The following is a 19,109-nucleotide window of genomic DNA, read 5'->3' on the forward strand; positions in this document are numbered from 1 at the left end:
CGTGGCGGCGGTTCGTATCCTGCGTCCATGGCCGTGCGCACCGCGCCCCGTGACCGGCGCCGGGTGGAGATGTCGGCCGTCGTCGCGCTCGTCCCGGTCGTGGCGATGCTGCCGTTCTCGCTGCTCGCCCTCGTCGTGATCTGGCTCCCGATCGGGTTGGTCACCGGCCTCGAGCTGGGGGTGCTGCTGGCCGCCTTCGTCGCGACCGGGCCGCTGCTGTTCCTGCGCCCGTTCCAGAGCCTGGTGCTCACCCCCGTGCTCGGCGCCCGCGCCCCGACCCCCGCCGAGGAGGCGACGATCGCTCCGCTGTGGAGCGAGATCGTGCGCGCCGGCGGGCTCGACGACGACCGCTACGTGGTGCGGATCCTGCCCTCCGACGAGCTCAACGCGTTCGCCTGCGGAGGGCACCTGGTCGTCGTCACCAGCTTCGCGGTCGAGGAGCTCAGCACCCCGGAGCTGCAGGGGGTCCTCGCCCACGAGCTCAGCCACCACCTGGGGTTGCACACCGTCGCGATCACGATCGTCCACTGGCTCTCGCTCCCGGTCGTGGTGCTGGCCCGGATCGGCGTCTTCCTCGAGCAGGTCGCCGTCGCCGCCCGGCAGAGCTACGGGCGCGACTCACCGGTCATCGGCCGGGCGACCGACGTCGCGGCCGTCGCGGTGCGGGCGGTGTCGTGGGTCTTCACCTCGGGTCTCGACGCCGGCGTCGCGCTGGGCAACGTGGTCGGGCACCGGTCGGAGTTCGACGCCGACCAGCGCGCCGTGCGGCTCGGCTTCGGGCGGCAGCTCGCGAGCGCCCTCCGGCGCGTCCTGTCGACGACGTCGAACCACCGCCCGGTGGGCTGGCGCGAGCGGATCGCGACCTCCCACCCCGCCGCCCGCACCCGCGTCGCGCGCATCGAGGCCCTGCTCCGACACCCGGCGCGCCCGGACGTGCGCCCCGACGTCGGGCGCACCCACCGCGGCGCGGCGCGCGGAGCCCGCGGCGAGCGGCTCACGCGGTGACGGTCGCCACGATCGCGCCGAGGAGGCCGATCAGGTCGCCCGGCGCGAGCGAGATCTCCAGGCCGCGTCGGCCCCCGCTGACGTGGACGACGTCGAGCGCGGACGCGGACGCGTCGACGACGGTGCTCAGCCGGCGCCTCTGGCCGAGCGGGCTGATCCCGCCGACCACGTAGCCCGTCGTGCGCTCCGCTCGGCGCGGGTCGCACATCGTCGCCCGCTTCGCCCCCACGGCCTCGGCGAGCGCCTTCATCGAGAGGGTCGCGCCCACCGGGATCACGGCGACCACCGGGTCGCGCCCGGCGGCACCGCCGTCGACGTCGACGAGCAGCGTCTTGAGCACGCGGTCGTGGTCGAGCCCGAGCGCGTCGGCGGCCCCGCGCCCGATGTCGCGCGCCGCCTCGCCGCCGGAATCGCCCACCGCGTAGGTCCGGACCTCGTACTCGATCCCGTGCTCGTCGAGCACGCGCGTCGCGGGCGTCACCCGCGCAGTCTCGCCGACCGCGCCCGTCCGGCGGGACCCGGCCGACGGCGTGCGTCGGCCAGACTCGGGCGGTGCGCCTCTCCGCGGAACCCTCCCTCGACGTCGCCGAGTACGGCTTCACCCACCGCATCCGGGTCCGCTTCGTCGAGACCGACGCGATGGGCATCGTCCACCACTCGAACTACCTCGCCTACTTCGAGGAGGCCCGGGTGGCCTACCTCGCCGCCATCGGCCACCCGTTCACCTCGTGGCGCGAGGCCGGCCTCGAGTCGCCCGTGCTCGAGTCGTTCGTGTCGTACCGCCTCCCGTGCCGCTTCGACGAGGTGCTCGACGTGCACCTGTCGCTGTCGGCCGCCACGCGCGCGACCTTCCAGATGTCGTACCTGGTGACGGTCGACGGGGAGGTGCGCTCGAGCGGGGTCACCGTCCACGGCTGCACCACCCTGGACGGCCGGGCGACCCGCCTGCCCGCGTGGCTCGGCGAGATGGCGACCGAGCGCGTCGGCCGGTCGTCGTGAGCAGGGGTCCCGTCAGCACGGACGTCGAGCGCACGGTCGGCGCGACGGCGGCGGGCCGCCCGTCGTGGCGACCACGTTCGCGCTCGCGGCGACGGTGGTCGACCTCGGCGGCGCGCTCCCGATCGGCGTGCGGCGCGGCGGGGCGGATATCGTCGCGACGATGAGCGACAGCTCCACCGCCACCCGCGTCCCCCACGTCGACTACCTCGTGCTCGACGACGGCGACCCCCACCTCGTCGCCAACGAGTGCACATCGTGCGGCGCACGCTTCTTCGATCGTCGCAACGCGTGCGCGAAGTGCTTCGCGACCGAGTTCCGGGAGGTCGCGATCGCCACCGAGGGCGAGGTCCAGGCGTTCACCATCGTGACCTACGCCGCTCCCGGCGTGCCCGTCCCGTTCATCGCCGCGGTCGTCGACTGCGACGGCACGAGCGTGAAGGGCAACATCATCGAGGTCGAACCCGACCCGGCCAACGTCCGCACCGGGATGCACGTGCGGCTCGGGACCTACTCGCTGGGCACCGACGACAACGGCGTCGAGGCCGTCGCGTACGGCTTCGTCCCCGCCTGATCCGTCGACCGACCCGCCCGCTGCGAACCGCCCACCACGACCCGCCCGCACCGATCCACCCACCCCGACAGGACAACGAACCATGAGCGCATCCGACGACATCTTCATCCTCGGCATCAACATGACGAAGTTCGGCAAGCACTTCGACAAGGACGTCGTCGACCTCGGAGCGGAGGCCGCGATGGCCGCGCTCGCCGACGGCGGCGTGACGATGGACGACATGGGGATCCTCGCGGCCGGCAACCTGATGGGATCGGGCGGGATCGGCCAGCAGCTCCAGAAGCAGATCGGCCAGACCGGGATCCCGGTGTTCAACGTGTCCAACGCCTGCGCGACCGGGGCGACGGCCCTGCGCACGGCGATCATGGCCGTCAAGGCCGGCGAGTGCGACATGGGCCTCGCGGTCGGGGTGGAGAAGCTCGCCGGCGCCGGCCTGCTCGGGAGCTCCGACGCGTCGACGTCGGACAAGCACGAGTGGGAGCGGTCGGGTCGCTTCGGCGCCGTCGCCCCCGTCGACGGGCGGATCGGCAGCGCCACGATGCCGGCGCTGTTCGCCCAGATCGGCACCGAGTACGGCCACAAGTACGGCGGCGCCGACTTCGAGCTGTTCGCGAAGATCAGCGAGAAGAACCACTCGCACTCGACGCTCAACCCTCTCGCGGCGTACTCGAAGGCGATGAGCCTCGAGCAGATCATGGGCGACATGATGATCGCCTACCCGAACACGCGGCCGATGTGCTCGGCCAACTGCGACGGCGCGGCGGCCGCGGTCGTCGTCAGCGGCGAGAAGCTGCGGACCCTGTCGCTCGAGCAGCAGCGACGAGCGGTGAAGGTGTCGGCGTCGGTGCTGACCAGCGATCCGTACCAGGAGGCGTGCCAGGTCCTGCCCGACGTGAACACCCTCACGCGCAACGCCGCGCAGCAGGCCTACGAGGCCTCGGGGGTCGGTCCCGCCGACCTCGATCTCGTCGAGCTGCACGACTGCTTCGCCACCGCCGAGCTCGTCCACTACGACAACCTGATGCTCTGCGAGGAGGGCGGCGCCGTCGACTTCTTCGAGTCGGGGGCACCGTGGCGCGACGGGGCGACCCCGGTCAACGTCTCGGGCGGGCTGCAGTCCAAGGGGCACCCGATCTCGGCCACCGGGATCGCGAACATCTGGGAGGTCTGCCACCACCTGCGCGGGGAGGCGGGTGATCGCCAGATCGAGGGCGCGAAGGTGGGCCTCGCCCACGTCATCGGCCTCGGGTCCGCGTGCGGGGTGCACGTGCTCGAGAAGTCGGCGCTGGGCACCGCCGCCTGAGGCGGCCCGTCGGGTGGCTCAGAGCACCTGGGTGACGCCCCCGTCGACGACGAAGATCTCGCCGGTCGCGTAGCGGTTGCGCAGGAGGGCCAGCACCGCCTCCGCGCAGTCCTCCGGCGTCGCCGAGCGGCCGAGCGGGGCGCGTGCGGCGATCGCGGCGTGCTGGTCGTGCCAGTCCTCGGTCCACGGGGTGGCGACCAGACCGGGCGCGACGGCGTTGACCCGGATGGGGCCGTAGCTCTTCGCGAGGAGCAGGGTCATCTGGTTCAGGGCCGCCTTGGTCATCGAGTACGCCATCGACGACCCGACCGGGCGCACCCCCGCGATCGAGGTGATGTTGACGATGCTCGGGTCGTCGGAGCCGCGCAGGTGCGGGATCGCCCGCCGCGTCAGCCACCACGTGCCGAACACGTTCACCTCGAACGTCTTGCGGAAGATCTCGTCGGTGAGGGCGTCGAGGTCGGCGTGGTCGACCTGGGTGGTCCAGCCGGCGTTGTTGACGACGACGTCGAGCCGGCCGTACTCCTCGACCGTGCGATCCACGAGGTCGTGGGCCTGCTCCTGGTCGGCGATGTCGGCGCGCACGTAGATCGACTCGCCCGGCAGCGAGTCCGACACGGCGGTCCCCGCATCGACCGACGACGACGAGTTGACCACCACCGTCGCGCCGAGCGCCGAGAGCCTCCTGGCGGTCGCCTCGCCGATCCCGCTGGACGACCCCGTCACGATCGCCACCCGTCCTTCGAACTCCGTGTCGTCCATCGGGCGGAACGTAGCCGACGGGGTCGTCGACGGAGGTGGCCGGGGCGGGTGGGCGGCGGCCCGGAGCGAGCGCCCGGGGCACCGGGGGCACGCACCCCGCCGACGGGGACGGCCCCCGCCCGGGTGCCACGATGGGGCGATGGCCGTCGTCGACCACCTCGTGTACGCCGTCGCCGACCTGGAGCGGGCGACGGCGTGGTTCTCCTCGACGCTCGGCGTGCGCCCGGCGCCGGGAGGGTCGCACCCCGGTCGCGGCACTCGCAACGCCCTGGCCGCGCTCGGCGGCGGCGCCTACCTCGAGGTGATCGCGCCGGATGGTTCCCAGCCGCCACCGGACGCTCCCCGCCCGTTCGGCATCGACGACGTCGACGGCGACCGCCTCGTCGGCTTCGCCGTGCGACCGGACGTCGACGGGGGCGAGACCCTCGAGTCGCTCGTCGAGCGGTGCCGCTCCGCCGGCCACGACCCCGGCGATCCCGTCCCGATGAGCCGGGTCACCCCCGACGGCGAGGAGCTGCGCTGGCGCCTCACGTCCCCCGCGCCGTCGAGCGCCACCATCCCGTTCCTGATCGACTGGGGACCCACGCCTCACCCGTCGAGGACGACGCCGTCGGGGCTCCACCTCGTCTCCTTGCGCGCCGCCGATCCGATCGACGCACCGGGCGCGGAGGAGGTGCGGCGTGCGCTGGGTCTGGTCGACGTCGCACCCGCCGACGGCGTCGGGCTGCGTGCGAGCGTGGCGGGTCCGGGCGGTCGCCGGGTCGAGCTGTGACCGGCCGCGACCGGTGGCCCGTCGCGACCGGCGCATCGACGCGACGACGGTGACGCCGACGGGGTCGACGCGTACGATCCGCCCATGACCCAGTTCGCTCTCACCGACGATCAGCAGGCGCTGCTCGAGGTCGCCGATCGCTTCGGGCGCAACGAGTTGCTGCCCCTCGCCCAGAAGATGGACGACGACGAGTGGTGGCCCGACGACCTGATGGCGACCCTCGGGTCCGCGGGGCTGCTCGGGGCGACGATCCCGGAGGAGTACGGCGGTGCCGGGATGGGTCTGCTCGAGGCGGGGCTCGTCCTCCAGGCCTTCTCGCGCTACAACCACGCGTTCGGCCTGTCGTGGGTCGCCCACGACAACCTGTGCGCCAACAACATCCACGCGAACGGCGACGCCGACATCCGCGAGCGGTTCCTGCCCAAGCTCTGCTCGGGTGAGTGGACCGGCTGCCTCGGACTCACCGAGCCCGGTGCCGGGTCCGATGCCCTCGGCTCGATGCGCACGACGGCGGTGCGCGACGGCGACACCTTCGTGATCAACGGATCCAAGCTCTACATCACCAACGGGCCCGTCGCCGACGTCTGCCTGCTGTACGCGAAGACGACACCCGACGCCGGCTCGAAGGGCATCACCGCGTTCGTCGTCGAGTGCGACACGCCGGGCTTCGAGGTGGCCCAGAAGCTGGTGAAGATGGGGTTCCGCGGGAGCCAGACCGCCGAGCTGCACTTCGACGACATGGTCGTCCCCGCCGAGAACGTGCTGGGCGAGATCGACGAGGGGCACAAGATCGTGATGAGCGGCCTCGATCTCGAGCGGGCGATCATCGCGACGATCAACGTCGGGATGGCCGAGCGCGCCCTCGAGCTCTCGGTCGAGTTCTCCCGGGCGCGCGAGCAGTTCGGCCAGCCGATCTCGAGCTTCCAGATGATCCAGTCACGCCTCGCCGACATGTACGTCTGGGTCGAGACGATGCGGACCTACTGCTGGCAGGTGCTCGCGGAGTGCGACCGCATCGGGCCGGGCGAGGCGGGTCGCGGCGAGATCCACGCCCGGTCGGCCGCCGCGGTCATGTACGCCGCGAACACGTGCAACGAGGTGCTCGACAACGCGGTGCAGATCCACGGCGGCAACGGTTACATCTGGGAGACCGAGATCAACCGGCTGTTCCGCGGCACGAAGCTGCTCGAGATCGGCGCCGGCACCACCGAGGTCCGCAAGATGATCATCGCCGGCCACCTCCTCGCCTGACGGAGCGGCGCAGGTCAGAGGAACAGCTTGTAGGCGGGGTTGTCCGACTCGTCCCAGTGGCGGTACCCGAGCTCGGTGAGGAAGTCGGCGAAGTCGCCCTGGTCCGACGGCGGAACCTGCATCCCGACGAGGACCCGACCGCTGTCGGAACCGTGGTTGCGGTAGTGGAACAGCGAGATGTTCCAGTTCGGCTGCATCGCCTGCAGGAAGGTCATCAGCGCCCCGGGCCGCTCGGGGAACTCGAAGCGCTGGAGGACCTCGTCGGACGCGTACGTCGACTTCCCCCCGACGAGGTGCCGCAGGTGGACCTTGGCCAACTCGTCGTCGGTGAGGTCGAGCGTCGCGAACCCGGCGGCTCGGAAGGTCTCCGCCAGCGAGTCGGCGTCCGCACGCGTCCGCACGCTGACCCCGACGAACACGTGCGCCTCGGCCTCGTCGCTGATCCGGTAGTTGAACTCGGTGACGTTGCGCTCCCCCACCAGCTCGCAGAACCGCCGGAAGCTGCCCGGGGTCTCGGGGATCGTCACGGCGAAGACCGCCTCGCGCCGCTCGCCGATCTCGGCGCGCTCGGACACGAACCGCAGGCGGTCGAAGTTCATGTTCGCCCCGCACGCCACGGCCACGAGCGTCTCGCCGGAGATGCCCGTCGCGTCGACGTAGCGCTTCGCTCCGGCCACCGAGAGCGCGCCCGCCGGCTCCAGCAGGGTGCGGGTGTCGGTGAACACGTCCTTGATCGCGGCGCACGTCTCGTCGGTGTCGACCACGAGGATGTCGTCGACGTAGCGCTCGACGAGGCGGAAGGTCTCCAGTCCGACCGCCTTGACCGCCGTCCCGTCGGAGAACAGACCGACGTGGTCGAGCTCGACGCGCCGCCCCGCCGCGATCGACCGCCGCATCGCGTCGGAGTCGACGTGCTGCACCCCGATCACCTTGATCTCCGGTCGGACCTGCTTGACGTAGGCGGCGATCCCCGAGATCAGCCCGCCTCCGCCGATCGCCGCGAAGATCGCGTGGATCGGTCGCCCGTGTCGGCGCAGGACCTCCATCGCGATCGTTCCCTGGCCGGCGATGACGTCGGGGTCGTCGAAGGGGTGGACGAAGGTGAGCCCCAGCTCACCCATCAGTCGGCGGGCGTGCTCGTAGGCCTCCGTGTACGACTCGCCGTGGAGGACGATCTCGGCACCGCGCGCCGCGACCGCGTCGATCTTGAGCGCCGGCGCCGTCGTCGGCATCACGATCACGGCCCGGCAGCCGAGCTCGTTCGCGGCGACCGCGACCCCCTGGGCGTGGTTGCCGGCCGAGGAGGCGATCACCCCGCGCGCCAGCACGTCGGGGTCGAGGTTCGCCATCTTGTTGTACGCGCCTCGGATCTTGAACGAGAACACCGGTTGCAGGTCCTCGCGCTTGAGCAGCACGGTGTTGCCGAGGCGCCGTGACAGGTCGGCGGCGCGCTCGAGCGGGGTCTCGAGCGCGACGTCGTACACCCGTGCGTTGAGGATCCGACGCAGGTAGTCGACGTCGTCGGTGCGCGCCGACGACGCCGGGTCGCGAGTCGCATCGGAGGTCGCGTCGGTCATCGCCACAGTCTGGCCGCTACCGGCCCGAGCGGGCCGCTTCGGTACGGTCGCCGCATGAAGCTCGGAGTCGCCTTCGCCAACACCGGACCCTTCGCCGAGGCCGAGGGGGTGGTCGCGCTCGCGACCGCCGCCGAGCGCGCCGGGATCGAGTCGCTGTGGACCGTCGAGCACGTCATCTGGCCGCGCGAGTACGACTCCCGGTACCCGTACTCCCCGTCGGGGAAGATGCCCGGTGACGAATCCAGCGCCATCCCCGACCCGCTGATCTGGCTGTCGTTCGTCGCGGCGCGCACGACCCGGCTGGTGCTCGGCACGGGCATCGTGATCCTGCCCGAGCGCAACCCGGTGGTGTTCGCGAAGGAGGTGGCGACGCTCGCCAGCCTGTCGGGAGGTCGGCTCCAGCTCGGGATCGGGGTCGGCTGGCTGGAGGAGGAGTTCGCCGCGATCGGAGTGCCCTGGGAGCGACGCGGCGCGCGCACCGACGACAACGTCCACGCGATGCGCGCCCTGTGGGCCGGCGACGGCGCCTCCCACGACGGCGAGTTCACCTCGTTCCACGACGTCTCGTCGAACCCCAAGCCCCCCGGCGGTCGCGTCCCGATCGTCGTCGGCGGCCACTCCGACGCCGCGGCCCGCCGCGCCGGGCGCCTCGGCGACGGCTTCTTCCCCGGCAAGGGCACGATCGACGAGCTCCGGCGGATGATCGACGTCGTCCACCAGACGGCCGCCGACCACGACCGCGATCCGTCGGCCATCGAGATCACCGCCGCGCACCCGGGCCTGTTCGGCGACGACCCGGTGGGCGCGGCCGAGGAGCTCGCCTCGGTCGGGGTGTCGCGCACGATCGCTCCGGCGTTCATGCTGCTGGGCGGCGACGGCGTCGACGCGAAGGCCGACCAGCTCGCCGAGACGATCGTCGCCCCGATCGCCGACGTCTGATCGCCGTCGCCCGGGCGACGACGCCCGGGTGACGATCGAGCTCGGCGGTTCGCACGCGCGCACCCGACGGCTTGATTACGGTCGCGCCGATGACCGACAGCTCCTGGAACGACGACGACGCGGCGTCGACGACACCGGCCGGTCCCCCGGTCGGCTTCGACGCACCGAGGCCCCCGTCCACCTCCGCGGCGAGCACCACCGCCGACGACGACGGGCCCGACCGGACCGGGCCGCCCGCCGACGAGGCCACGTGGGTGCGCTCGGTCTACCTCTTCGGCGCCTGCGCGACCGGAGGGGTGATGATGATCGGCGGCATCCTGCTCGCGATCTCGTCGCTGGTCTCGGTGATCTCCCCCGACGCGGGCTTGCGCGACGGGTGGGACCGCGGCTTCGTCGGTGCGACGGCGATCGCCGAGGAGGGCGTCGGGCTGTTCGAGGACTTCAACCGGACGAACCTCGAGGAGGAGTACGAGCTGTTCTGCGCCGATTCGCCCGAGGACGCGTACTGCGAGAACCTCGAGGAGCAGATCGGCTCCGAGTCCGCGGTGCCGGCCGAGGTGATCGATTCGATCACGATCATCCGCGACGAGGTCCACCGCCAGATCCGCATCGCATCCGTCGCTCGCCTCGTGGCCGGCCTGGCGGTGGCGCTGATCGGGCTGCTGCTGTTCCGCTTCCACTCCCGCCAGGTCACCGTCTACGCCCGGTCCTGATCCGACGCCCGGAGGTCGCGCGAGGTGCGGCGCCTCCGGGCATCGACCGACGACCGGCGTCAGCCCTTCGCCCGGCCCGCGAACCCGAACAGCTTGCCCGCGACCTTGCGGATCTGGATCTCCTCGGACCCCTCGGTGATCCGGTAGCGGCGGTGGTGGCGGTAGATGTGCTCGAAGGGCATCGCACGGTTGTAGCCCTCGCCACCGCAGGTCTGCATCGCCCGGTCGGCGGCGTCGCAGCAGAACCGGTTCCCGCGGTAGTTGCACATCGCGACCTTGTCGGTGATCTCCATGTGGTCGTAGCCCTCGTCGAGCTGCCACGCCGTCTTGTGGATCAGGGCGCGCAGCATCTCGGCCTCGGTGTACAGCTCGGCGAGCGGGAACTGGATCGCCTGGTTGGTGGAGAGCCGCTTGCCGAAGGTGACCCGGTCGTTCGCCCACTCGACGGCGCGGTCGATGCAGTGCAGGCCCGCACCGAGCGACGACGCCGCCTGGCGGATCCGGTTCTCGTGGACGAACAGCTGGGCGGTCTGCAGCCCCATGCCCTCCTCGCCGAGGATCGTGTCGTGGCCGACGCGCACCTCGTCCAGCTTCACGTGCGCGTGGTCGGTCGGCATGTTGAACGTCCACATGAACTCCTCGACCGAGAACCCCGGCGAGTCGGTGGGCGTGATGAAGCAGGTGATCCCGCGCCCGTCACCGGGCTCACCCGAGGTGCGGGCGAAGATGTAGTCGTGGGTCGCGTGGTGCAGCCCGGTGTTCCAGTACTTCTCGCCGCTGATGATCCACTCGTCGCCGTCACGCACCGCGGTGGTCTCCATCCAGGTGGCGTCGGACCCGTGGAGCGGCTCGGTCAGCCCGAACCCGATCCGGGCCTCGCCGGCGAGCATCTTCGGGATCCACTCCTCCTGCTGCGCGTCAGAGCCGTACTTCTCCATCATCAGCACGGTGACGAGGTTGCCGACGATCGAGCTCTCGTTCTGCAGGTCGTTGTGCAGCCCGAGCCCCTTGCGTGCGAGGTGCTCGCGCACGATCGCCATCTCGAGGTTGGTGCCGCCCTTGCCGCCGAAGCGCTCCGGGAGCTGGTGGCGGTAGAACCCGGCGTCGTCCGCGGCGCGCCGCATCTTGCCGAGCAGCGCCTCCCACTCCGCGTTGGGGAGGCCGTCTCGGTCCCAGTCGGTGCGCGAGTCCTCGCGCCGGTGGTCGAAGAACCGGTCGTTGTCGTCCTCCGATTGCATCGGGACGATCGTCGACTCGATGAACTCGTCGAGCTCGTCGAGGAACTTCTGGGTGGACGCGGAGATCTCGAAATCCATGGCGGCGACCGTACAGAACCCCGCCCGATGCGCTGCGACCGAACGGGAACGCCGACGAACGGGTCCGCCGACGAACGCCGACGGCGGCGGGCCTCGACCCGCGACCGTCGGCCCTCTACGTCGTCGCCGCCCTCGACGTCGCGGCCTTCTTGGAGGACGCCTCCTTCTTCGACGTGGCCTTCTTCCTCGACGCGGCCTTCTTCGACGCGGCCTTCCTCGATGCGGCCTTCTTCGACGCGGCCTTCGTCGACGCGGCCTTCCTCGACGCGGCCTTCCTCGAAGCGGTCGTCTTCGACGCCGCCTTCCCGGCGGGCGCCTTCGCCCCGACCGAGGGGCCGGCCACCGCCCGCTTGGTCGCGATCCGTTCGGCGACGACGTCGCTGCTCGGCGGCAGCGGATCGGCACCGGCGACGCCGACGCGCATCGGCGGGGGCTTGGGCGCGACGGCCCATTCCGCTCCGGTCGCCTCGAACAGGCGGGCGACCTCGTCGACGTGCAGGTCGGTGAGCTCCCACAGGTCGGGGACGAGCTCGCGATCGGCGATCAGCCCGAAGTCCAGGCGGTCCTCGTAGCTGTGCACCGTGATGTTCAGGCCGACCCCGTCGGAGATCGTCGAGACCGGGATGTAGGCATCCAGCCTCGCTCCCGCGAAGTAGAGCGCCTCGCGGGGGCCGGGGACGTTCGACACCACGACGTTGATCGGTGAGTTCACGCGGTCGGCGAGCTTGAGCCGACCGACCAGTCGGATCGCGGAGGCGGCGATCACCGGCGAGGTGATCTGCGACGCCTCCATCATCGTCTCCGCGGGGACGAGGTCCATCTGGCGCTTCGCCAGGTTCATCGCCTCGCGGCACAGAGCGACGCGCTCGACGGGATCCGCGCAGTTGACGGGGAGGTCGGCGACGATGCCCGACACCCGGTTGGTCCACACGTCGTCCTCGTCGCCCGTTCGGATCGAGACCGGCACCATCGCCCGCAACGGCTCATCGGGCAGGCATCCGTGGCGGAGCAGGTACTCGCGCAGCGCACCGGTGCAGATGGCCATGACGACGTCGTTGATCGTCCCCTCGGTCGCGTCCTTCAACGCCTTGATGTTGTCCAGCGACACCGAGCGCATGGCGAACCGGCGGTTCGGGGTGACCGATGCGTTCCACGGGGTCGGCGGCGCCGGCGTGACCGGGATGGAGACGCTCGCTTCGCTCGACTCGCGATCCTTCGCGGGGGTGACGAGGGCCTTGATCGCGTCGCGCGCCTGCGTGGCGGCGCCGCTGACGCTGTCGATCCCGGCCGACTCGGCGAGCGAGCGGATCAGCTTCAGCTGCAGGCGGGCGGCCTTGACCGGGTTGGCGACGAGGTGGCGCACCGTCGCGGAGAGGAGGTCGATGTCGCTCGGGATGGCCTCCCCCTTCCACGGCACCGGCTCGCGCGTCCACTCGGCGTCGCGCTCGGGGTCGGTGAGGATGCGCAGCATCATCACCCCCGACGCCCCGTCGATGGTGGCGTGGTGGTACTTGGTGAGCATCGCCCAGCGACCGTCCGCGAGGCCCTCGATGACGTAGACCTCCCACAGCGGTCGGCGCCGGTCCATGTGTCGCCCGACGATGCGCGCCACCTGCTCGCAGAGCTGGTCCGCGGCACCGGGAGGGGCGAGACCGATGTGGCGGACGTGGTAGTCGATGTCGAAGTCCGGGTCGTCGATCCAATACGGGTGGTCGAGCCCGAACGGCACCTCGACCAGGCGTCGACGCATCGGCTCGAGGTGGCCGACGAGGACCCCGAACCGCTCGTGGACGTGCTCGAAGGGATCGAAGTCCTCCGACGGTCGCTCGTAGATCGCGAGGCCGTTGACGTGCCCGTACGTGTTCGGCGTCTCCATGTACAGGAAGCTCGCATCGAGCCCTGACAACTGCTTCATTCCGATTCCCCCGGTCCGTTCGTCCCGCTGCTTTGGCCGATGTGACCACCGTCATCATGCCTCATCCGCCCCACCGCACCGAACCGGTGGGTCCGGCGACGGCCACGCAGGCGGCGCGGACGACCGCGGGGCGCCCCCGGTGCGGGGCGGTCGAGGGCCGAACGGCGCGGTCGCCCAGCGGTCCCGGCCGACGGCGGTCAGGACGGGTGCGACAGGATCGTCACCCGACCGGTGTCGCCGTCGACCTCGATCTCGGCGCCGTCGGGGATGGAGCGCGTCGCGCCGACGGCGCTGACCACGCACGGGATGCCGAGCTCGCGGCTCACGATCACCGCGTGGCTCATCGTCGCGCCGACGTCGACGACCACCGCCTCGACCGCGAGGAACAGCGGCGTCCACGACGGGTCGGTGATCGGTGCGACGAGCACGTCGCCGGCGCCGAGATCACCCGGATCGCCCGCGTCCATCACGACGCGCGCCCGGCCTCGTGCCACCCCGGGGCACCCGGCGATCCCCTGGACGGTCGTGCCGACGGCGAGGCGCTCGGCGGTCGTCGCCCGCGAGTCCCAGCGCTCGAGCGGGGGGACGATCCCGTCGACGACGAACGGCGGCACCGAATCCGTGAGCCGGGCGTGGAGCTCGGCGCGCTCGTCGATCAGGTCGCGGTAGGCGGCGGGGTCGTCGAGGTGGGCCTCGAAGTCGTCGACGTCGAGCAGGCAGCTCTTCCAGCGCTCCTCGGCCCCACCGTCGCCCGCCGCACGCTCGTGCATCACCCGCTGCGCCTCGCGCACGGCCTGGATCGCCCGGATGACGGTCGTCTTCGACCGCTCCCGTCCCTGCGAGAACACGATCGTCGCGGCCAGCGCCTTGTCGAACCGGTAGCGGTCGACGACGTTGAGCGACGAGCGGACGCGCTCCACCGCTTCCGCCCGGCCGGACGCGAGGGCGGCCTGCAGACGCACCGGATCGCGCCCGGTGTCCGCACGACGCATCGCCTCGATCGCGGCGGTGGCCACCTCGGGGCGGAACATCCACGGGTCGGACCCGATGTCCCACTCGTTGGGCCCCCGGCTCCCGAACTCGTGGAGGAAGCGGGCGAACCCCGTCCGGTACGCATCGGAGTCGGCGTCGAGGCGCGACAGCTCCCACATCGCGGCCGACGGCGCCGCCGACTCGACGTCACCGATCCCGCCGAGGATCGACACGACCAGGTCGGGGTGCCCGGACCCGGCGACCAGATCGATCATCGCTCCGGACACCAGCGCGTTCGAGAAGGTGTTGTCGATGTGGCGGGAGAAGAGGTGCTCGAACAACGGGGCGAACGAGCGGCAGTACGCCATCAGCTCGGCGTTCGACGCATCGCCTCCGGGGTACCGCGCGACGAAGCGGTCGACCTCGGCCTCGTCGTGCTCGAGAGCAGGGAGCTCCGAGGTGCGCAGGAGGCGCAGCAGGGTCCTGCCCAGCCGGAGCGATGCACGGACGCTCCTGTCCCCGTCGCGCGCGACGTGGTCGGGGGCGTCGGACTCGCCGAAGAACATCGAGTCGATGTTCTCCACCTTCCCGCCCGGGGCGCGGACGCCGAGGATCCGGACGTAGCTCGCGTTGATGTAGCAGTAGCCGCCGAACACGCCGAGGATGATCATCGGCTCGTCGTCGGGGAAGTCCCCGTCGGCCACGAGACCCATCTTCTCGAACGCCTGGCGCCACCCGTCCTCGGCGGCCTTGCCGATCAGGTCCCAGGTGAACGGGAGCACGACCTCCGGGAACACCTCGCCGACGTTGCCCCGCGTGTACAGCGGCCACTTCCGGCTCGGTGGGTTGTCCGTCTCCCAGATCCCGTCGAAGGTCATGGCGTCGGTCCGCCTCTCGTGCTCGTGCTCCGCTGGTGGTCGTCGGTCGGCCGCACGGCCGGTCGCGGGTGGAGGTGGTGCTCCGTCACCGCAGGACGACCGGGATGGTCCGCGGCCCCCGGATCTGCCCGCTCGTCCACGTCGTCTCGCGCGATCCGTCGACGCGGTACTCGGGGAAGGCGGCGCACCACTCCTGGAAGGCGACCTCCATCTCGAGGCGGGCGAGGTTCGAGCCGAGGCACCGATGGATCCCGAGGCCGAACGCGACGTGCCGGTTGACCTCGCGATCGATGACGAACTCGTCGGACCGCTCGAAGGCGTCGGGGTCGTGGTTCGCGGCGGGGAAGGTGACCAGCACCTGGTCGCCGGCGTGGACCGGGCACCCCGCCACGACGGTGTCGCCGACCACCCGGCGGCCCATCGTGACCGGTGCGTAGTAGCGGAGCACCTCCTCGCTCATCGTGAGCCAGAGGGGGTCGTCGAACGGGACGTCGCGCAACCGGGCGAGGTCGTCGGGGTGGGTTCCGAGGTGCCACAGGCCGGACCCGATCGCGCTCCACGTCGTGTCGATCCCCGCGAGGATCAGCAGCAGCAGGTAGCCCAGCTTCAGCTCCCGGTCGACGGGTTCCCCGTCGATCTCGGCGTGCTCGATCAGCGATGCGAGGTCGTCGCGCGGATCGTCGCGCCGAGCGTCGAGCAGATCGCCGAAGTACGCCCGCATGTCGGCGGTGACCTCCTCGCGCACCCGGTTGTCTCGCGGCGCGAGCTGGAAGTTGCGGTGGATCCAGTCGCGGAACACCTCGGCGTCGGAGTCGGGGACGCCGATCATCTGGGCGATCCCGTGCACCGGGATGTGCTGGGAGTACTGAGCCGCGGCGTCGGCGGTCTCGTCGCCGCCGATGGCCTCGATCAGCTCGCGGCAGTACTCGCGCAGCTCGTCCTCCATCGGCTCGATCTGCCTCGGGCTGAACGAGGGGAGCAGGAGCCGGCGGTGGCCCTGGTGGTGAGGCGGGTCGGACGTGATCGGTGGGGCGGGCCGACGGACGGCGTCGGGTTGCGCGACCGACACCCACTGCGAGGAGAAGTTCTCGGTGTCCTTCGCGATCGCGGACACCGCCTCCATCGTGACCGGCATGAACGCACGTCCGTAGCGCTCGGTCATCGCCATCGGCGTGACCTCGCGCACGGCGTTCCAGATGTCGATCGCGTCGGTCCCCCACGACGGATCCAACCAATCCCAGTCGACGACCCAGTCCTCGACCGGGTCGGCGCTCGTGCTCGACTCCTCGTACCCCATCCGTGAACCCCCGTTCGGATCTGATCGAACGGTACCCCACCCGGTGCGGGGGTCACGACGCGACCGCCGTCCGCCGGGAGACCACCCGGCCGGGACGGCGCCGCCGGTCGTTCGAGGTGCCGGCCGAGCGGGGGAGGGCACCACCCGATCGGCTGAGCGCACCACGGTCCGTGATGTCCGACACACCTCCGCAACGCTTCCGACACCGTTCCGTAGCCTCATCGCCCGTGATCCTCCGGAACCGCACCGCTCGGCCCGTCACGACGCGGACACCCTCGCGTCGGCTCACGGCGGCGCTCGCCGCCCTGGTCGCCACGGTCGGCGCCGCCGCCCCCACCGAACCGGCCCTGGCCGCGCCCGAGGCCGAGACCGGGACCGAGGCCGAGACCGGGACCGAGGCCGGGACCGAGGCCGCGCCTGCGACCGAGGCCGAGGCCGAGGCCATCGGCGGCGGGTTCGGTCTCCACGCCGCCGCCGGCGCGATCGGCGCCGGGGAGGGCCTCGACCCCGTCGCACCGATCGGCCACGGCCCCCTCGCCGCGTGCCCGCTCGACGGCGCCTCGACGTTCGTCGACAGCTGGGGGGCGGCTCGATCGGGCGGGAGGGGCCACATCGGCGTCGACATGATCGCCGATCGCGGGGTGCCGGTCGTCGCGGTGCGTGACGGGGTCGCCCAGTTCAAGGACAGCCGCCTGGGGGGACGTGCGATCTGGCTCACCGCGCCGGACGGCGACCGGTTCTACTACGCCCACCTCGACGACTGGGTCGGCGACAGCCGGGAGGTGCGCGCGGGCGAGGTGATCGGTCGGGTCGGCAGCACGGGCAACGCCCACGGGCCGCACCTGCACTTCGAGACCCACCTCGACGGGTCGGCGCGGAACCCGTACCCGCACGTCGCCGGCGCGTGCGGCGACGCCTGACCCGCTCGACGGCCCGTCGCGGCCGGACGATGACCGGGGCGGTCCGCCGGACGGCGAGCCGGGGGGGCGATCACGTGGTGCGATCGGTGGTGGTCGCGCCTCCGGCAGGAATCGAACCTGCGGCCCTTCGCTTAGGAGGCGAACGCTCTATCCGACTGAGCTACGGAGGCAGGGCGCCCAGTCTAGGAACGCAGAGCGCCGCGTCCGCTCAGGCGTCGACCGGCGCGCAGTCGTGGCTGCACCCGGTGGAGGTGTTCGTGAACCCGGCGGGGGCGGGGCGGTGCAGGACCGCCCCGGTGGGCCGGACGTGGACCCTCGGCGCATCCCCCTCGTCCTCGACCGACGCATCGCCGTCGACGATCAGGGTGTACCCCTCGGGGTCGAGCGGGGGGTAGGTGACGGTCACCGACGAACGCGCCCGTGCGTTGCGCGCGCTGCCGCCACCCGCGGCGAAGCACAGCACGTCGTCGTGCCACTCGGCGCCGCACGCGACGATCTTGGGGCGTGCGTCGTCACCGACGGTGAGCAGGTAGGCCCAGCCGTACTCCTCCTCCGTCGTCGAGCGCAGCACGTCGAGTTCCACGGGGATGCTCATGGCCCCATGCAACCACCGTCGGGCACGGCGCGCACGCGCTCGACCGCGCCCGGCGTCGGACGGTCGCACCGATCGGAGGCGCCCCGCAGAAACCCGACCTGACCTGTCGGGTTTCGGCGGCGGCTCGTTACCCTCGCCGTCGACCACCGTCCGCCAGCACCACCCCCGAGCACTGAGGAGATCACCATGGCCGTCCGCCTCGGAGACACCGCCCCCGACTTCACCGCACCCACCACCCAGGGCGACATCAGCTTCCACGAGTGGTTGGGCGAATCGTGGGGGGTGCTGTTCAGCCACCCCTCCGACTTCACGCCGGTGTGCACCACCGAGCTCGGCGCGGTGGCCAAGCTCAAGTCCGAGTTCGAGAAGCGCAACGTCAAGGTCATCGGCCTCTCGGTCGATCCGGTCGACCGCCACGTCGAATGGGAGAAGGACATCGAGGAGACCCAGGGCGAAGCGGTCAACTTCCCGATGATCGGTGACCCCGACCGCTCGGTCGCGGACAAGTACGACATGGTCCACGAGAACGCGAACGACACCTTGACGGTGCGGTCGGTGTTCGTGATCGGGCCCGACAAGAAGGTCAAGCTCACGCTGACCTACCCCGCCTCGACCGGGCGCAACTTCGACGAGATCCTGCGCGTGATCGACTCGCTGCAGCTCACCGCCGACCACAAGGTCGCCACCCCGGCCGACTGGACCGACGGCGACGACGTGATCATCGTGCCGGCCGTGTCCGACGAGGAGGCCGAGAAGCTGTTCCCCGCCGGCTGGGACGCGGTCAAGCCCTACCTGCGCGTCACCAAGCAGCCGAACCGCTGACGGGCGTCGACGGCCGGCCGAACCCGGGCCGGCCCGTCAGACCAGCCAGTTCGACTCGATCCACGACCGCACCGGCGGCGCCACCATGTGCAGGTGGTCGGCCGGTCGGTCGCGGATCTGCGTCGCGCTGATCGGGACGGCCTCGCGCTCGGGGTCGACGCGCACGGCCTCGGCGTCGAAGCGCTGCGCGATCCCCGACACGTAGGTGTCCGACGAGAACACCGCGTGGGGTCCGTCTACGTAGGGCCAGTGCTCGCGGAACAGCGCCATCCACCGCGCCCACAGCTCCTCGTCGTCGAAGTCGGTGTCGAGGTGGTGCCGCACCACGCGGACCGTCGCCGTCGGGTGCAGCTGGGAGAGCCACATCCCGCGCAGCTCACCCGGCACGCTGTCGTGGGCGAACGAGGAGTTGACGAACACGACCAGGCGCTCGCAGCGCTCGAGCGCCGCGTCGATCATGTGCGAGTGGCCGAGGTGGGGCGGGTCGAAGCGACCCACGATC

Annotated in this window: 19 protein-coding genes and 1 tRNA gene; 10 read left to right on the forward strand and 10 right to left on the reverse strand. The window is 71.5% G+C overall.

Annotated features, from left to right (window positions below):
• The first annotated feature begins 27 nt into the window (after positions 1-27).
• Entirely contained in the window at positions 28-1,005 is a 978-nt protein-coding gene (locus ACOOHC_RS14535; RefSeq protein WP_420451125.1) for a M48 family metalloprotease, read from the forward strand.
• Here ACOOHC_RS14535 and ybaK read toward each other — a convergent pair.
• Positions 995-1,486, reverse strand: coding sequence for a Cys-tRNA(Pro) deacylase (ybaK, locus tag ACOOHC_RS14540; protein ID WP_420451126.1), 492 nt, complete (start codon positions 1,484-1,486; stop codon positions 995-997). The genes ACOOHC_RS14535 and ybaK overlap by 11 nt on opposite strands.
• Before the next feature lie 71 nt (positions 1,487-1,557).
• On the opposite strand from ybaK, the gene ACOOHC_RS14545 reads away from it, so the two are divergent.
• The 3 genes from ACOOHC_RS14545 to ACOOHC_RS14555 all read left to right on the forward strand — a co-directional run bounded on the left by ACOOHC_RS14545 (position 1,558) and on the right by ACOOHC_RS14555 (position 3,878).
• A complete protein-coding gene (locus ACOOHC_RS14545; protein ID WP_420451127.1) occupies positions 1,558-2,004 on the forward strand; it encodes an acyl-CoA thioesterase in 447 nt (148 codons plus the stop codon).
• Between the two features lie 160 nt (positions 2,005-2,164).
• Complete coding sequence (locus ACOOHC_RS14550; protein ID WP_420451128.1) at positions 2,165-2,575, forward strand: Zn-ribbon domain-containing OB-fold protein; 411 nt, start codon at positions 2,165-2,167, stop codon at positions 2,573-2,575.
• A gap of 82 nt (positions 2,576-2,657) precedes the next feature.
• Positions 2,658-3,878, forward strand: coding sequence for a thiolase family protein (locus ACOOHC_RS14555; protein WP_420451129.1), 1,221 nt, complete (start codon positions 2,658-2,660; stop codon positions 3,876-3,878).
• An 18-nt stretch (positions 3,879-3,896) separates the two neighbouring features.
• Here the strand turns inward: ACOOHC_RS14555 and ACOOHC_RS14560 are convergent, their stop codons facing one another.
• Positions 3,897-4,640 (reverse strand): SDR family NAD(P)-dependent oxidoreductase, encoded by a 744-nt coding sequence (locus ACOOHC_RS14560; protein WP_420451130.1) that lies wholly within the window; start codon positions 4,638-4,640, stop codon positions 3,897-3,899.
• A gap of 139 nt (positions 4,641-4,779) precedes the next feature.
• On the opposite strand from ACOOHC_RS14560, the gene ACOOHC_RS14565 reads away from it, so the two are divergent.
• Both ACOOHC_RS14565 and ACOOHC_RS14570 read left to right on the forward strand, forming a co-directional pair.
• On the forward strand, positions 4,780-5,412 hold the full coding sequence (locus ACOOHC_RS14565; RefSeq protein ID WP_420451131.1) for a VOC family protein: 633 nt from the start codon (positions 4,780-4,782) through the stop codon (positions 5,410-5,412).
• Positions 5,413-5,496: 84 nt separating this feature from the next.
• Positions 5,497-6,663 (forward strand): acyl-CoA dehydrogenase family protein, encoded by a 1,167-nt coding sequence (locus ACOOHC_RS14570; protein ID WP_420451132.1) that lies wholly within the window; start codon positions 5,497-5,499, stop codon positions 6,661-6,663.
• Between the two features lie 14 nt (positions 6,664-6,677).
• Here ACOOHC_RS14570 and ilvA read toward each other — a convergent pair whose 3' ends face one another.
• Positions 6,678-8,240, reverse strand: a complete 1,563-nt coding sequence (gene ilvA, locus ACOOHC_RS14575; RefSeq protein WP_420451133.1) for a threonine ammonia-lyase, biosynthetic — start codon at positions 8,238-8,240, stop codon at positions 6,678-6,680.
• Positions 8,241-8,294: 54 nt separating this feature from the next.
• Here ilvA and ACOOHC_RS14580 point away from each other — a divergent pair, with 54 nt between their 5' ends.
• Positions 8,295-9,179 carry an LLM class F420-dependent oxidoreductase gene (locus tag ACOOHC_RS14580; RefSeq protein ID WP_420451134.1) on the forward strand — a complete coding sequence of 295 codons (885 nt, stop codon included), beginning with the start codon at positions 8,295-8,297 and terminating at the stop codon, positions 9,177-9,179.
• Between the two features lie 89 nt (positions 9,180-9,268).
• Positions 9,269-9,892: a hypothetical protein gene (locus tag ACOOHC_RS14585; RefSeq protein ID WP_420451135.1), complete on the forward strand. Its 624-nt coding sequence runs from the start codon at positions 9,269-9,271 to the stop codon at positions 9,890-9,892.
• A 59-nt stretch (positions 9,893-9,951) separates the two neighbouring features.
• Here the strand turns inward: ACOOHC_RS14585 and ACOOHC_RS14590 are convergent, their stop codons facing one another.
• From ACOOHC_RS14590 to ACOOHC_RS14605, 4 genes are all read right to left on the reverse strand, one after another.
• The gene (locus ACOOHC_RS14590; protein WP_420451136.1) at positions 9,952-11,208 is read right to left on the reverse strand and encodes an acyl-CoA dehydrogenase family protein; all 1,257 of its coding nucleotides are present in this window, start codon (positions 11,206-11,208) and stop codon (positions 9,952-9,954) included.
• A 115-nt stretch (positions 11,209-11,323) separates the two neighbouring features.
• Entirely contained in the window at positions 11,324-13,123 is a 1,800-nt protein-coding gene (locus ACOOHC_RS14595) for a wax ester/triacylglycerol synthase family O-acyltransferase (protein WP_420451137.1), read from the reverse strand.
• Between the two features lie 197 nt (positions 13,124-13,320).
• On the reverse strand, positions 13,321-14,973 hold the full coding sequence (locus ACOOHC_RS14600; protein ID WP_420451138.1) for a PEP-utilizing enzyme: 1,653 nt from the start codon (positions 14,971-14,973) through the stop codon (positions 13,321-13,323).
• A gap of 85 nt (positions 14,974-15,058) precedes the next feature.
• On the reverse strand, positions 15,059-16,270 hold the full coding sequence (locus ACOOHC_RS14605; protein ID WP_420451139.1) for a cytochrome P450: 1,212 nt from the start codon (positions 16,268-16,270) through the stop codon (positions 15,059-15,061).
• Between the two features lie 227 nt (positions 16,271-16,497).
• Here ACOOHC_RS14605 and ACOOHC_RS14610 point away from each other — a divergent pair, with 227 nt between their 5' ends.
• Positions 16,498-17,190: a M23 family metallopeptidase gene (locus tag ACOOHC_RS14610; protein ID WP_420451140.1), complete on the forward strand. Its 693-nt coding sequence runs from the start codon at positions 16,498-16,500 to the stop codon at positions 17,188-17,190.
• Positions 17,191-17,286: 96 nt separating this feature from the next.
• Here ACOOHC_RS14610 and ACOOHC_RS14615 read toward each other — a convergent pair.
• Together ACOOHC_RS14615 and ACOOHC_RS14620 are read right to left on the reverse strand one after the other, a co-directional pair.
• Positions 17,287-17,360: transfer RNA gene (locus ACOOHC_RS14615), tRNA-Arg, on the reverse strand.
• A 38-nt stretch (positions 17,361-17,398) separates the two neighbouring features.
• Positions 17,399-17,785: a pyridoxamine 5'-phosphate oxidase family protein gene (locus ACOOHC_RS14620; protein WP_420451141.1), complete on the reverse strand. Its 387-nt coding sequence runs from the start codon at positions 17,783-17,785 to the stop codon at positions 17,399-17,401.
• Positions 17,786-17,971: 186 nt separating this feature from the next.
• Here ACOOHC_RS14620 and ACOOHC_RS14625 point away from each other — a divergent pair, with 186 nt between their 5' ends.
• Positions 17,972-18,607 (forward strand): peroxiredoxin, encoded by a 636-nt coding sequence (locus tag ACOOHC_RS14625; protein ID WP_420451142.1) that lies wholly within the window; start codon positions 17,972-17,974, stop codon positions 18,605-18,607.
• Positions 18,608-18,643: 36 nt separating this feature from the next.
• On the opposite strand, the gene ACOOHC_RS14630 is transcribed toward ACOOHC_RS14625, so the two are convergent.
• Positions 18,644-19,105: an adenylyltransferase/cytidyltransferase family protein gene (locus ACOOHC_RS14630; protein WP_420451143.1), complete on the reverse strand. Its 462-nt coding sequence runs from the start codon at positions 19,103-19,105 to the stop codon at positions 18,644-18,646.
• Positions 19,106-19,109: the final 4 nt, after the last annotated feature.

Origin of the sequence: Ilumatobacter sp., from assembly GCF_965215205.1 — a bacterium.
In the GTDB taxonomy this organism is placed as follows: Bacteria; Actinomycetota; Acidimicrobiia; order Acidimicrobiales; family Ilumatobacteraceae; genus Ilumatobacter_A.

What these genes read in the sequence shown, in the direction of transcription:
- ACOOHC_RS14590 (WP_420451136.1), bottom strand. Translation starts at nt 11,208, where the DNA reads ATGGATTTCGAGATCTCCGCGTCCACCCAGAAGTTCCTCGACGAGCTC.
- ilvA (WP_420451133.1), bottom strand. Translation starts at nt 8,240, where the DNA reads ATGACCGACGCGACCTCCGATGCGACTCGCGACCCGGCGTCGTCGGCG.
- ACOOHC_RS14570 (WP_420451132.1), top strand. Translation starts at nt 5,497, where the DNA reads ATGACCCAGTTCGCTCTCACCGACGATCAGCAGGCGCTGCTCGAGGTC.
- ACOOHC_RS14550 (WP_420451128.1), top strand. Translation starts at nt 2,165, where the DNA reads ATGAGCGACAGCTCCACCGCCACCCGCGTCCCCCACGTCGACTACCTC.
- ACOOHC_RS14560 (WP_420451130.1), bottom strand. Translation starts at nt 4,640, where the DNA reads ATGGACGACACGGAGTTCGAAGGACGGGTGGCGATCGTGACGGGGTCG.
- ACOOHC_RS14595 (WP_420451137.1), bottom strand. Translation starts at nt 13,123, where the DNA reads ATGAAGCAGTTGTCAGGGCTCGATGCGAGCTTCCTGTACATGGAGACG.
- ACOOHC_RS14535 (WP_420451125.1), top strand. Translation starts at nt 28, where the DNA reads ATGGCCGTGCGCACCGCGCCCCGTGACCGGCGCCGGGTGGAGATGTCG.
- ACOOHC_RS14605 (WP_420451139.1), bottom strand. Translation starts at nt 16,270, where the DNA reads ATGGGGTACGAGGAGTCGAGCACGAGCGCCGACCCGGTCGAGGACTGG.
- ACOOHC_RS14585 (WP_420451135.1), top strand. Translation starts at nt 9,269, where the DNA reads ATGACCGACAGCTCCTGGAACGACGACGACGCGGCGTCGACGACACCG.
- ACOOHC_RS14600 (WP_420451138.1), bottom strand. Translation starts at nt 14,973, where the DNA reads ATGACCTTCGACGGGATCTGGGAGACGGACAACCCACCGAGCCGGAAG.
- ACOOHC_RS14620 (WP_420451141.1), bottom strand. Translation starts at nt 17,785, where the DNA reads ATGAGCATCCCCGTGGAACTCGACGTGCTGCGCTCGACGACGGAGGAG.
- ACOOHC_RS14580 (WP_420451134.1), top strand. Translation starts at nt 8,295, where the DNA reads ATGAAGCTCGGAGTCGCCTTCGCCAACACCGGACCCTTCGCCGAGGCC.
- ACOOHC_RS14555 (WP_420451129.1), top strand. Translation starts at nt 2,658, where the DNA reads ATGAGCGCATCCGACGACATCTTCATCCTCGGCATCAACATGACGAAG.
- ACOOHC_RS14625 (WP_420451142.1), top strand. Translation starts at nt 17,972, where the DNA reads ATGGCCGTCCGCCTCGGAGACACCGCCCCCGACTTCACCGCACCCACC.
- ACOOHC_RS14565 (WP_420451131.1), top strand. Translation starts at nt 4,780, where the DNA reads ATGGCCGTCGTCGACCACCTCGTGTACGCCGTCGCCGACCTGGAGCGG.